The 11,989-nt window shown below is 61.8% G+C and carries 11 protein-coding genes; 7 read left to right on the top strand and 4 right to left on the bottom strand.

Going from position 1 to position 11,989, the window contains the following annotated elements; translation table 11 throughout:
• Position 1: 1 nt before the first annotated feature.
• Genes LSG43_RS11785 through LSG43_RS11775 form a run of 3 tightly spaced genes read right to left on the bottom strand, consistent with a single transcriptional unit; the run spans position 2 to position 2,969 of the window.
• On the bottom strand, positions 2-643 hold the full coding sequence (locus tag LSG43_RS11785; RefSeq protein WP_231804323.1) for a Pr6Pr family membrane protein: 642 nt from the start codon (positions 641-643) through the stop codon (positions 2-4).
• Positions 644-679: 36 nt separating this feature from the next.
• Entirely contained in the window at positions 680-2,581 is a 1,902-nt protein-coding gene (locus tag LSG43_RS11780; RefSeq protein WP_231804321.1) for a pyrroloquinoline quinone-dependent dehydrogenase, read from the bottom strand.
• 25 nt (positions 2,582-2,606) lie between these two features.
• Positions 2,607-2,969: a hypothetical protein gene (locus LSG43_RS11775; protein WP_231804319.1), complete on the bottom strand. Its 363-nt coding sequence runs from the start codon at positions 2,967-2,969 to the stop codon at positions 2,607-2,609.
• A 507-nt stretch (positions 2,970-3,476) separates the two neighbouring features.
• On the opposite strand from LSG43_RS11775, the gene cyoA reads away from it, so the two are divergent.
• From cyoA to LSG43_RS11740, 7 genes are all read left to right on the top strand, one after another.
• A complete protein-coding gene (cyoA, locus tag LSG43_RS11770) occupies positions 3,477-4,409 on the top strand; it encodes a ubiquinol oxidase subunit II (RefSeq protein WP_231804317.1) in 933 nt (310 codons plus the stop codon).
• Positions 4,409-6,400 carry a cytochrome o ubiquinol oxidase subunit I gene (gene cyoB, locus LSG43_RS11765; protein ID WP_231804315.1) on the top strand — a complete coding sequence of 664 codons (1,992 nt, stop codon included), beginning with the start codon at positions 4,409-4,411 and terminating at the stop codon, positions 6,398-6,400. Before cyoA ends, cyoB begins: the two co-directional genes overlap by 1 nt.
• Entirely contained in the window at positions 6,397-6,972 is a 576-nt protein-coding gene (gene cyoC, locus LSG43_RS11760; protein WP_369412480.1) for a cytochrome o ubiquinol oxidase subunit III, read from the top strand. Before cyoB ends, cyoC begins: the two co-directional genes overlap by 4 nt.
• 1 nt (position 6,973) lies before the next feature.
• Positions 6,974-7,285, top strand: coding sequence for a cytochrome o ubiquinol oxidase subunit IV (cyoD, locus tag LSG43_RS11755; protein WP_231804313.1), 312 nt, complete (start codon positions 6,974-6,976; stop codon positions 7,283-7,285).
• An 86-nt stretch (positions 7,286-7,371) separates the two neighbouring features.
• On the top strand, positions 7,372-8,169 hold the full coding sequence (locus LSG43_RS11750; protein WP_231804311.1) for a DUF72 domain-containing protein: 798 nt from the start codon (positions 7,372-7,374) through the stop codon (positions 8,167-8,169).
• 793 nt (positions 8,170-8,962) lie between these two features.
• Positions 8,963-9,313: a divalent-cation tolerance protein CutA gene (gene cutA / locus LSG43_RS11745; RefSeq protein WP_231804309.1), complete on the top strand. Its 351-nt coding sequence runs from the start codon at positions 8,963-8,965 to the stop codon at positions 9,311-9,313.
• Positions 9,314-9,458: 145 nt separating this feature from the next.
• Entirely contained in the window at positions 9,459-11,372 is a 1,914-nt protein-coding gene (locus LSG43_RS11740) for a potassium/proton antiporter (RefSeq protein WP_231804307.1), read from the top strand.
• Here LSG43_RS11740 and LSG43_RS11735 read toward each other — a convergent pair.
• The gene (locus LSG43_RS11735) at positions 11,369-11,902 is read right to left on the bottom strand and encodes a flavin reductase family protein (protein WP_231804305.1); all 534 of its coding nucleotides are present in this window, start codon (positions 11,900-11,902) and stop codon (positions 11,369-11,371) included. The genes LSG43_RS11740 and LSG43_RS11735 overlap by 4 nt on opposite strands.
• Positions 11,903-11,989 lie beyond the last annotated feature (87 nt).

The following is an 11,989-nucleotide window of genomic DNA, read 5'->3' as shown; positions in this document are numbered from 1 at the left end:
CTCAGCTCGCCGCCACTTGCCTGCGCCCTGCAAGCAACCTGTCGGCCAGAACGACGAGCGCGGCCAGAATGCAGAGGCCGATTGCCGTATAGAGCATGAATAGCAGGACCTGCGGATAGCCATGCGCGTTCACGTCGATCATCGGATAGGGGTATTCGTTCAGGATCGGGCCGCGCACCAGCACGTAAGCGGCGTAGACCAGGCCGGGCGCTACCAAGACGGGGACGTCCTTGTATTCGAGCGTGCCGTGCGGCGTGCCGATGAACCACCAGACGAGGTAAACGACCGGCAGCAGGTAGTGGAAGATGTAGTCGTTGAACAGCGGGAAGCCAGTGGCTGGATTAATCGGCGCGAGGAGGAAATTGTAGAAGATCATCACGAGAGTGATGATCGCGGCGACCGCGCCGCGCGACTTGGGATGGCGGAATATTTCGAGCCAATTGTGCGGGAAAAGCGTACTGGCATAGGTCAGCACAAGCCCCGTGTTGCTCAGAATGGTGAGGAAGCCCAGGTAGTGCAGGATCCCGAGCGGCCAGCCCTTGCCGTCGTTCATATAGGCCGAGACCGTGAGGGTGAATTGGGATGCGAGCGTGAAGCACCCCACAACGAAGCCGAAGCAGGCGAGAATGCGATCCAGTCTCATTTCCAATTCTCCTGTTATCGCTATGAAGCCGAGTGATTAGTCCGGAAGCGCAAACGCGATCACCTGATCGCTCACGCCCGGCGCCACGAAGGAATTGCCGCCAGCGACGAAGACGACGTACTGCTTGCCCTGGTACGTATAGGTCGCGGGAATGGCGACGGAGTTGGCGTCGACGTTGGCCTTCCACAACACCTCACCGGTTTGTTCGCTTACGGCGCGCACGCGGCGGTCCATCGAGGCGCCGATGAAGATAACGCCGCTTGAGGTGAGGAGCGGTCCGCCGAAGGTGACGGAACCCCAGTCCGCGGGCATGTAGAAGCCCCATTGCTGGACCTGGCCGAAGGGTTTGCGCCACAGGAGTTCGCCGGTGTTGATGTTGTAGGCCGACATGGTGCCATAGGGCGGGTTCCAGCACGGCATGCCGATGGGATTGAGGAAGGCCCGCAGCTCGAAGCCATAGGGACTTCCGCTCATGGGGAAGAAGCCGGCGACTTCGGTTCCGCCTGCTTCGATCTTGTCGAACTCTTCGCGCGGGATGAGCTTGTAGATCTGCACGATGTTCGAGCTGTTGACGATATAGGTGCCGGTTTCGGGATTGACCGCGCCGCCGCCCCATTCGATGCCGCCGCTCGTTGGCGGATAAACGATTGTGCCCTCGAGGCTCGGCGGCGTGAAGGGGCCCTCGTAGACGAGGTTCTCCGCCGTCCGGCTGCAATAGCCACCGCCGGCAAGGTCGGCCAGCCAATAGACGCCAGGCCATTCGGGATCGGTCACGGGCTCGGGGACCGAAACGAAGGGCTGCGTTGGCGATGCCTGCTCGCCTTGTGCCGTCGATGCCGGTACCGGGCGTTCCTCGATAGGGAAGATCGGCTCGCCTGTCATGCGGTTGAGGACATAAAGGAAGCCCTGCTTGGACGTCTGCACGAGAGCCGGAATGGTTTTGCCGTCCTGTTCGATGTCGATCAGGGTTGGCGCGGCGTTGGTGTCGTAGTCCCATATATCGTGATGGACGAGCTGGCGGCTCCAGACGAGGTCGCCGGTTTCGATATGGAGTGCGGTCACCGAGCTCGCGAGCGGAATGGGCTGCAGGCGATCTCCACCATAGAAGTTGGGGCTCGGCGATGATACGGGCAGGTAGACGATCCCGGCCTCGGGGTCGACGGACATCGAGGCCCAGACATTGGCGGTACCGGTCAAATCGGTCATGTCCGCCGGGATGGGGTTGAAGGTCCATTTCAGATCGCCGGTCCGTGCGTCGATACCGAAGACATTGCCCGGAGGGGCTACGGTATCGGCCCAATCCTTGCCTGCCCAGCCGAGCACGAGCGTATCCTCGAACACGGTCGGGGGCTGGAACAGCGACAGGGGCCATTTGTTGTTGGTCGTGTTCCAGGTGTTGACGTCGAGAATGCCGCCAGTGCCGAATTCGGCGCAGGCTTCACCGGTATCGGCGTCGACCGAATGGAGCTTGGCGTCCATCGTGCCGATATAGACGCGCTTCTGACAGGGTTGCCCGTCAGCCGGGTTTTCCGCCTCCCAGTAGGCAACGCCGCGGCTCTTGAGGATGTTCTGGGTCAGGCCCTCGAGGAGGGCGTCGCTGTCATAGACCCACTTAACTTCGCCCGTATCCGGGGCGAGCGCGAAGATGCGATAGAAGGGCGTGCCGAGATAGACCGTGTCGTTGGCAAAGATCGGTGTTGCCGACCACGCGGAGACCGGCCGCCCGTTCGCGCCGGTGGAGACGTCACCGGTATGGACCTCCCATGCAACCTCGAGCTCGTGCACGTTTTCGGGTGTGATCTGATCGGCGGGGGAGAATTTCTGTGCCTGGAGGTTGCCGTTGAATGTGGGCCAAAGGTCCTGCGCCTGGGCGGATGCGGCTATGACCAGCCCGATCGGAAGAACCGTCAGGCCGGAGAGGAATGAGAGGTATTTCATGAACTTCGTCCTTGCCGTGTGGGCGCTAGGCAGTCGCTCTCGAGAAAGCGGGGACCAATCCGGTGAGCCAGCCGGCAAGGCACACGGCCATCGTGACGGGCAGCCAGGCGCTCTCGAGCAGATATCCGGCGAAAGCCGTGCCAAGAATGCCGAGCAGGATCAGCACGAACAGCGTGCCTCCGATCCAGCTCAGGCGCCCGGCCAGGAACCAGATGACGGTGGCCGCGAGCAGGATGGCGAGCGTGGAGCCGATCACCAGGAGCGCGCCTGGCGTGCCGCTGATGCCGTTGCCCGGCGTGAAGTAATTGATGATCGAAATAATCAGTCCCACCGCCGCGCCGAGCGCGACGACGCACGGACTCCAGCGTTGAAAGAACGAAGCGTTCATAGCTGCAATGGCCCCCTTCTCAGGTGGCGGTGGGCAGGTTCAATTGCCTGGAGCCGTCCAACGCTCCGAGCCCTGCCGCAAGTGCCACCCTGCCGCAACATCTGCCGATTCCATGACCGCCAGAAGACAAGCGCGAGAATCACCGCGATCCCGGATTCGCGCCAGCAGTCGAGAGGGTAGTATTGGGGTTTCTCGAAAGTCAATCCGAGCCCGTGCGCCGCAGCAACCCTATCGAAAATTCTTTGCCAATCGCTCGATTTCAAATCGATTTTGTGAGTTTAGGAATTGGCAACGATGTCCTTGCCCGATGACTTGCGGTACCGTGCGGCCGCAGAGACGTTATGCAGAGCGATTCGCCGGAATATTGCTCCGGCGCGCTTCCTTTACGGGAGCCTGTTCGTGGTCTGGGGGCACGTATGATCGATCGGCTGACGCGGAGCATGGGTGCCGCGCGATCTGCGACGGCAGGTTGTTCGGCGTTCTTTTCCGTTTCCAGGAACGACATTCGTGAACCGGCGGGCGATGCCTGAGCGGCCGGATGGTAGCGCGGTACGTTTTTTCCTTCGCGCCGGCGGTGCGGCGGCGGTTCTTGCGGCCGTGGTGGTTCTGACGGGCTGCAGCCTTGTCAGCGCACCGATCCTCGACCCCAAGGGACCGGTGGCACTCGCCGAGCGCAATCTGTTGTTCACGGCCGTGGGTCTGATGTTGATCGTCATCATTCCGGTTTTCGTGATGGCGGGTGTTTTCGCATGGCGCTACCGTGCGGGCGGTCCTGGCAAATATGCGCCGGACTGGGCATATTCGGGCCTTATCGATGCCGCCATCTGGCTGGTTCCGGCCGCTATCGTCGTCGCGCTCGGGGTCGCGCTCTGGCAGGCGACGCACGCGCTGGACCCCTACAGGCAACTCGATCCGACGCGGGAGGCGCTCGAGGTCGAAGTGATCGCGCAGGACTGGAAGTGGCTCTTTATCTATCCTGAGCAGGACATAGCGTCGGTCAATGAGCTCGTGTTCCCCGCGGGCAAGCCGCTGAGCCTTCGTATTACGTCCGACACGGTGATGAATTCGTTCTTCATTCCGGCTCTCGGAGGGCAGATTTTCGCGATGGCCGGTATGCAGACGCGGCTCAATCTTCTGGCCGATGCGCAAGGGCAGTTCATGGGCCGGAACACGCAATATAGCGGGGACGGCTTTGCCGACCAGCATTTCACCGCCATAGCCGTAAGCGAGGCGGATTTCGAGCGCTGGGTGGCAGAGGCGGGGCAGGCTGGTCAGGGCCTCGATATGGACGCTTACGCTGCGCTCGCGACGCCGAGCATCGCCCATCCTGTCACCTATTATTCGGACGTCGAGGAGGGGCTGTTCGATGCCGTCATTGCCAAATACATCCAAGGCGAAGGGCATATGGCCCATGCGCGCAGCGCTTCGGAGGGCGATTGATGCTCGGTAGGCTGACCCTCGACGCCTTGCCCTTTTACAGCTGGGTTGCCATGGGCGGTGCGCTCGTCACAGTCCTTGGCGGATTGGCCATTGCCCTTGTCATCACGATGATGGGCAAATGGCGTTATATCTGGAGCGAGTGGCTGACGAGCCTCGATCACAAGCGCATCGGCATCATGTATGTGATGCTGGCGCTGGTGATGCTTTTGCGCGGGTTCATCGACGCGCTGATGATGCGGGCGCAGCAGGCGGTGGCGCTCAATTCGGACGGCTATCTGCCGCCGGACCATTTCGACCAGATCTTTTCCTCGCATGGCACGATCATGATCTTTTTCATGGCAATGCCGTTCCTTACGGGGCTCATCAACATCATCATGCCCCAGCAGATCGGGTCGCGGGACGTGGCCTTTCCGTTCCTCAATTCGGTAAGCCTGTGGCTGACGGCGGCGGGCGCGGGGCTGATGCTCGTCTCGCTGGTGATCGGCAAATTCTCGACCGCCGGGTGGACCGGCTATCCGCCCTATTCGGGGGCGGCCTACAGCCCCGGCGTCGGGGTCGACTACTGGATCTGGTCGATCCAGGTGAGCGGCATCGGCACGACGCTGAGCGGGATCAACTTCATCGTCACCATCCTCAAACGCCGGGCGCCGGGCATGACCTTCATGCGCATGCCCATGTTCACCTGGACGGTATTGTGCTCGAGCGTTCTGATGATTTTCGCGTTTCCGGCGCTGACGGTCGTCGTTTCCATGCTGGCGCTCGACCGCATTTTCGGCATGCACTTTTTCACCAATGCCGACGGCGGCAACATGATGAACTATGTGAACCTTATCTGGATCTGGGGGCATCCGGAGGTCTACATTCTCATCCTGCCGGCGTTCGGGATTTTCTCCGAGGTGGTGGCCACGTTCTCGGCCAAGCGGCTGTTCGGATACCCGTCTCTGGTCTATGCGACGGCGGTGATTGCGCTCTTGTCGTTCACGGTGTGGCTGCACCACTTCTTCACGATGGGCGCGAGCGCCAACGTCAACGCGTTTTTCGGCGTTGCAACGATGGTGATCGCCGTGCCCACCGGGGTCAAGGTCTTCGATTGGCTGATGACCATGTATCGGGGGCGGATCACGTTCCATCCTTCGATGAAATGGACGCTGGGGTTCATGGTCACTTTCGTGATCGGCGGGATGACGGGGGTGTTGCTGGCGCTGCCGCCTGCCGATTATCTGATGCACAACTCCACATTCCTTGTCGCGCACTTCCACAACATGCTGATCCCCGGCGCGCTCTTTGGTTATTTCGCCGCCTATATGTACTGGTTCCCCAAGGCCTTCGGGTTCACGCTCGATGCGCGCTGGGGGACGCGGGCGTTCTGGTTCTGGGTTGTGGGGTTCTATATCGCCTTTATGCCGCTTTACGCGCTCGGGTTCATGGGCATGTCGCGGCGGATGGAGCACTACAACATCGCCGAATGGCAGCCCTTCCTCGTGACGGCGGCGGTCGGGGCGGTGCTGGTGCTGATCGGGATCGTCTGCCTTGGCATGCAGCTTTACGTTTCGATCCGCGACCGGGACGCGAACCGCGACACGACCGGCGATCCGTGGAACGGACGGACACTCGAATGGCTCGCCGCGTCTCCGCCGCCGCCTTACAATTTCGCCGTTGTGCCCGAGGTGCGCAGCCTCGATGCCTTCCATGAGATGAAGCAGCGGGGCGAGGCGTATCGCCGGCCCGAGCGGTACGAGGATATCGAGATGCCGAAAAACAGCGGTATCGGGGTGGTGATCGGCGTTGCTGCCGGGGTCTTCGGGTTTGCCATGGTCTGGCAAATCGGGTGGGCCGCGATCGGGGCGGGGCTGGTGATCCTTGCCGCGCTTGTCGTGCGGTCTTCGCAGGAGGAAACCGAAACGGTCATGCCAGCGGCGGAGGTCAAGCGGATCGAGGACGCGCGGTTCGCGGCGCTGTCGGCGTCGCGGCGGGAGGAGGTAGCGGCATGAACGCTACGATGACCGGGGTTCATGAGGAGCGGGCGTTCGGGTTCTGGCTTTACCTGATGAGCGACGCGATCATCTTCGCGCTATTGTTCGCGACCTATCTGGTGATGCGGAACAATCTCGCCGGCGGGCCGGGCGGGGGAGAGCTGTTCGATCTTTCCAACGCCTTTGTCGAGACGATGCTGCTTTTGGTGAGCAGCCTCACCTTCGGGTTCGCGGCGCTTTCGGCGGACGCGCGCAGACGAGGTGCCGTACTTATGTGGCTCGGGGTCACCTTCGTGCTCGGAGTTGCGTTCGTCATGCTCGAGCTGCGCGAATTCGCGGGGATGATCGCGGAGGGGGCGGGGCCGGACCGGAGTGGGTTCCTTTCGGCGTTCTTTACGCTTGTGGGCACGCACGGACTGCACGTGAGCGGGGGGCTGACCTTCATTGCCGTCATGATGGGGCAGATTGTCTTTAAGGGGCTGACGCCGCCGGTCACGTCGCGGCTGTTCCGGCTGGGGCTCTTCTGGCACTTCCTCGATATCGTCTGGATCGGCATTTTCTCGGTCGTCTATCTTCCGGGGGGTCTCTAGCATGGGCGAGGCAAGACCTTACCGCAGTCTGCGGACGTATCTTATCGGGTTTGCGCTGGCGCTCGTTCTGACGGCGGTCCCGTTCGGGCTTGTGGCAACGCGGGCCTTGCCGGCCGGGCAGATTCTTGTGGTGATCGCCGTTGCGGCGGTGGTGCAGGTGCTCGTGCATTTGCGGTTCTTCCTGCATCTCGATCTGCGCACGACGCCAAGGGAAAACCTCCTCGCGCTCGGGTTCGCGGCGGTGCTGATCTGCATCATGATCGGGGGTAGTCTCGTCATCATGTTCAACCTCCACTACCGGATGTGGGTCTGACCTTTTTGCCGCGATAACCGGGTTGTGCGCCGCGGTGCTTTTGGCGATGGTGGTGCCCGGAACGACAAGCGGCGGGAGAGCGCACAATGGCCACGGGCAGGATTCGGGTTGGTGTCGGGGGGTGGACCTTCGAGCCGTGGCGGGGGACGTTCTATCCCGAAAAGCATCCGCAAAAGCGCGAGCTCGAATATGCGTCGCGCCAGCTCACCGCCATCGAGGTCAACGGGACCTATTACGGATCGCAAAAGCCCGAGAGCTTTGCCAAATGGCATGACGAGACGCCGTCGGATTTCGTTTTCTCGCTCAAGGGGCCGCGGTTCACGACCAACCGGCGGGTACTGGCGGATGCCGGCGAGAGCATCGAGCGGTTCGTCACCAGCGGGATCACCGAGCTCAAGTCCAAGCTGGGGCCGATCAACTGGCAGTTCATGGCGACCAAGAAGTTCGATCCGGAGGATTTCGAGGCGTTTCTGAAGCTCTTGCCCAAGAGCGTGGCAGGGCGGGAACTTCGGCATGTGGTCGAGGTGCGGCATGAGAGCTTCAAGTCGTCCGAATTCGTGGCGATGCTGCGCGAATACGGTGTTGCCCAGGTGATTGCAGCCGATAGCGAGTTTCCGCAGATCTCCGATATCACCGCGCCGTTCGTTTACGTTCGGGCAATGGGGACGCAGGAGGGTGAGGCCCAGGGATATTCCGACACGGCGCTCGATACGTGGGCGGAGCGGGCAAAGGTCTGGGCCGATGGCGCGGCGCCCGGAGATTTCGAACCTGTCGCGAGCGATGCGGCCGAGAAAACGCCTCGGGACGTTTTCCTGTTCTTTATTTCCGGACACAAGGTCGCTAATCCGGCGGCGGCGATGGCGGTTATCAAGCGGCTGGGGTAACCGGCGGACGCGCCGAAGCGCCCTCCGGCAATGTGCCTTCAGGTTCGATGAGATCAGGGCGGTATGCGGCGAGACGTAGCCTCATACTGGGTAGTTATAGATGTGCGAGGCATGCCTCGCCGCATACATCCGGGATTTTTCGGCTTATGGATACCCCGCCGGGGACGATCCCCTCCCTCTTTCGAGGGTATGGCGCGCTGATCCTGGCCCGACGCATCGGGGGACGTGTCGCCTTGGCGCGAGTGAGCACCCTTTGGGCCTCCGCTGGAGCGACCTCCATCGGACCCGAACCGGCCTGGCGGACAATCCCGGAGCGCCGCGGGACCTAATGAGGTCTCGGCTCAACCCCACGCATCCCGTCTCTCCAATCCTGCCCTCACCGGAAGCTCGTATGCATCCTCGCCCTTGGTGCGGCCGTGAGGAGAAGTATGGCAGGGGTTTTGGGGGCGGGGATAAGTTTGCGGCAAGGTGCTGGGATTGTTGTGGAATTTCTCTGCCCATGCGGTCGTCGTCTCCAAGAACGATCGAGATATTGCGCGAAAGCACCGCAAATTAGGAAAATTTTAGCGAGTGTGACGAATTTGTGGCGTTGACTTAGTCGATCAGTTTAGTAGACTTAAAGCTGTCTCATCGTCCCGGAGGGAACATGACACGGTTTGGATACCCGCTGGCACTCCTCGCTTTTGCCGCCTCGATCCTGTTTATCGGCGCCGTTACGGCCCACGCTATTCCCCTTTGATTGATAAAGACCGCTTCTGCATTCTAGGCTGACCCTGTCCAACAGGAGGCCGATATGAGCGTGCAGGCGGGCAACGAGGACGACCATGCGGTGGTCGTCCTGATCACCACGCAAACCGATATGGAAGCTGACGGGCTTGCCCGGCATCTGGTCGAGTTCCGGCTTGCCGCCTGTGTCCAGCGGCTGCCGATAACCAGCACCTATCGCTGGGAAGGCGAGGTGGTGGAGGGGGGCGAGGTATTGCTTCTGGTCAAGACCATGGCTTCGCGGTTCGCGGCGCTCGAAGAGGCCGTGCGTGCGCTGCATTCCTACGAGGTGCCGGAAATCGTGTGCCTGCCCGTTCGCGCCGGGCACAAGCCATATCTTGACTGGATGATGAGCGAAACGGCTGTGCGGGAGTCGTAAGGTACTGGTATCTCCGCGATTTCTTTACCAATACGGGGCGAAACGTCTCGCTCTTGCCTTACTTCTCGCGGTTATCGTGCCATAGTGCTTGTGATTGCCGGCTCAAGCCGGAACACAAACGCTATGCGGCTCAAAGGCGAGAGGTATGATCGACTGGATTTACCCCCTGATGCTGGTGGGGGCGGGGCTCATCGTTATTTCGGTATTCACGAGCCTAGTCGCGTTCCGGTTCGGCGCGCCCTTGCTGCTGGTATTTCTCGCCATCGGGCTATTGAGCGGCAGCGACGGGTTGGGGATCCAGTATTCGGACTTCCATTCGGCCTATCTTGTCGGGTCGCTGGCGCTGGCGGTCATACTTTTCGATTCGGGATTCGGGACTTCGCTCAAGTCGTTCCGGCAGGCGGCTGCTCCGGCGATCGTGCTCGCCACAGTCGGGGTGGTGATGACGACGCTGATTCTCGCGGCCGCGGCACGGCTTGTCCTCGGTGTTTCGTGGGCGGAAGCTCTGCTTATGGGCGCCATCGTCTCCTCAACCGACGCGGCTGCGGTGTTCTTCCTCCTGCGCGTGGGTGGGATCACCATCCGGGATAAAGTGCGTTCGACGCTGGAAGTCGAATCCGGGTCGAACGACCCGATGGCCATCTTTCTCACCATCATTTTCGTGGAACTGATCGTCAAGGGTGTCGGCGTCGCGGGCATGACCGGCGAATTCGTCGTCGGTTTCGGGACCCAGATGGGCCTCGGTATCGTTCTTGGACTTGTCGGCGGATGGGCGATCGTTCAGGTCATCAATCGGGTCGAACTTGAAGGCGCGCTCTATCCCATCATCGTACTGGGGATGGCGGTCTGTCTTTTCGCTTTGACCGGGGCGCTTGGCGGGTCCGGGGCGCTGGCGGCGTATGTGGCGGGGCTTCTGGCAGGCAATACGCGTGTGCGGGCGCGCTCGACGCTGACGCGGTTCCAGGATGGGATGACGTGGCTGGCGCAGATCGTCATGTTCCTGATCCTTGGTCTTCTGGCGAACCCATCAGACTTTCCGCTTGTCGCGGTTCCAGCCATTGCTCTGGCTTTCGTGCTGATCTTTGTCGCGCGGCCCTTGGCGGTGTGGCTGTGCCTTTTGCCGTTCCGGTATCAGCGTGACGAGATCGCCTTCGTTTCCTGGGTGGGGCTGCGCGGAGCAGTGTCGATCCTTCTCGCCATCCTGCCGCTCATGGCGGGGCTGCCGACCGGCGGGCTCCTGTTCAACACCGCTTTCGTGATCGTGCTGACGTCGCTTCTCATCCAGGGCTGGACGATCCGGCCGATGGCGCAGTGGCTCGATCTGATCGTGCCCAAGCGGATCGGGCCGGTGCAGCGCGTCGGGCTGGAATTGCCGGGCAATGCGCATCACGAGCTGATCGTATATCACGTCGTGCCCGGCAGCCCGGTCGCCGAGGGCGAAAGGCTGCCGCGCTGGGCGCGGCCCTCGCTCATCGTGCGCGACGGCCAATCGATGCGGTACCAGTATGCCGGCCGGATCAAGGCGGGCGACTACATCTACATGTTCATCGCTCCGCGCTATACGCGGCTTCTCGACCGGTTGTTTGCCAGCCCGGCCAAGGTGGAGGCCGACGACAAGGATTTCTTCGGCGAGTTCCGGATCCTTCCCGACCGGCCCCTCGAAGCCTTGCGGGAAGCCTATGGCATGGATATCGCACCCAATGTGGCCCCTGAGCGCTCGATTGCGGAATTCATGCGCGAGCGGTTGGGTGGGACTGCGGAGGTCGGCGACCGGGTCGCTGTCGGGGCGGTCGAATTGATCGTGCGTGACGTGGATATCGAGGGCGAAATTTCTGATATCGGGCTGTCGATAGATCAGGAGGTGGCGCGGGCGCGGGTGCCGGTTTTCGTGACCGGGCGCGAGCTTACAGCGACACTGCGTGAAAGGCTCGCCGCATTGCGGCAGCGTCGCGCGCGGAAAAAGAATGCTCAGATGCCGACGGGGTCCGACGACGGCGCCGCCGCGGGCGATCAACCGGCCGCCGAGACCGGAAACAATTCCGAGACCAAGACCGGCTAAAGGTGGCGATAGCCCCGTTCGCGCCAGATGAGCGGCGGGGTGTGAGCCGTTTCGGCATTGATCAGGACGCCGGCGAACAGGCGATGGGTGTCGAGTTCGATCATGCCGGCGATCCGGCAGTCGATGGATGTTGCGGCCCCGATCAGTTTCGGGCGGCCGGAGGGCCAGGTTTCCCAGGTGCCGATCTCGAAGCGCTGTTCGGGCGCGCGCTGGCCGGCAAAGGCGTCGGAAATGCCGAACTGGTCCGTTGCCAGCATGGCGACGGAAAAGCCGCCTTCGGCGCGCATGGTGTGGTCGAGGTCGCTGTTCTTGGTAATCGACACCATGAGCGAAGGAGGGGTGGCGCTCAGGGAAATGAGCGAGGTGATCGTCCGCCCGACGCGGTTGGGTCCGCGTCCCGCGGTCACCACGCATACCGTGCCGGCGAGCGTCGCCATGGTGTTGGCGAAATGGGCGAAGTCGAGCGCGTCGCTGTCCTTGGCCGGATCGGCAAGGGTCAGCTTCGCGCTGGGGAAGCGGGTGTCGGTCATCAAGTCCATTTCTGGATGCAGTCCGGTCAGGCTTGATCTTGCCAGCCTGAACCTGTATTTTCCAAGTTAGAGCTTTCTAAAAGCCTG

The sequence above is a fragment of the Pelagibacterium xiamenense genome (genome assembly GCF_021166475.1).
Lineage (GTDB): Bacteria > Pseudomonadota > Alphaproteobacteria > Rhizobiales > Devosiaceae > Pelagibacterium > Pelagibacterium xiamenense.
This window is presented reverse-complemented; position numbering and strand designations above follow the sequence as displayed.

Excerpts from the sequence above, each read along its gene's own strand:
- LSG43_RS11785 (WP_231804323.1), bottom strand. The coding sequence starts at position 643 with ATGAGACTGGATCGCATTCTCGCCTGCTTCGGCTTCGTTGTGGGGTGC.
- LSG43_RS11780 (WP_231804321.1), bottom strand. The coding sequence starts at position 2,581 with ATGAAATACCTCTCATTCCTCTCCGGCCTGACGGTTCTTCCGATCGGG.
- LSG43_RS11775 (WP_231804319.1), bottom strand. The coding sequence starts at position 2,969 with ATGAACGCTTCGTTCTTTCAACGCTGGAGTCCGTGCGTCGTCGCGCTC.
- cyoB (WP_231804315.1), top strand. The coding sequence starts at position 4,409 with ATGCTCGGTAGGCTGACCCTCGACGCCTTGCCCTTTTACAGCTGGGTT.
- cyoC (WP_369412480.1), top strand. The coding sequence starts at position 6,397 with ATGAACGCTACGATGACCGGGGTTCATGAGGAGCGGGCGTTCGGGTTC.
- cyoD (WP_231804313.1), top strand. The coding sequence starts at position 6,974 with ATGGGCGAGGCAAGACCTTACCGCAGTCTGCGGACGTATCTTATCGGG.
- LSG43_RS11750 (WP_231804311.1), top strand. The coding sequence starts at position 7,372 with ATGGCCACGGGCAGGATTCGGGTTGGTGTCGGGGGGTGGACCTTCGAG.
- cutA (WP_231804309.1), top strand. The coding sequence starts at position 8,963 with ATGAGCGTGCAGGCGGGCAACGAGGACGACCATGCGGTGGTCGTCCTG.
- LSG43_RS11740 (WP_231804307.1), top strand. The coding sequence starts at position 9,459 with ATGATCGACTGGATTTACCCCCTGATGCTGGTGGGGGCGGGGCTCATC.
- LSG43_RS11735 (WP_231804305.1), bottom strand. The coding sequence starts at position 11,902 with ATGACCGACACCCGCTTCCCCAGCGCGAAGCTGACCCTTGCCGATCCG.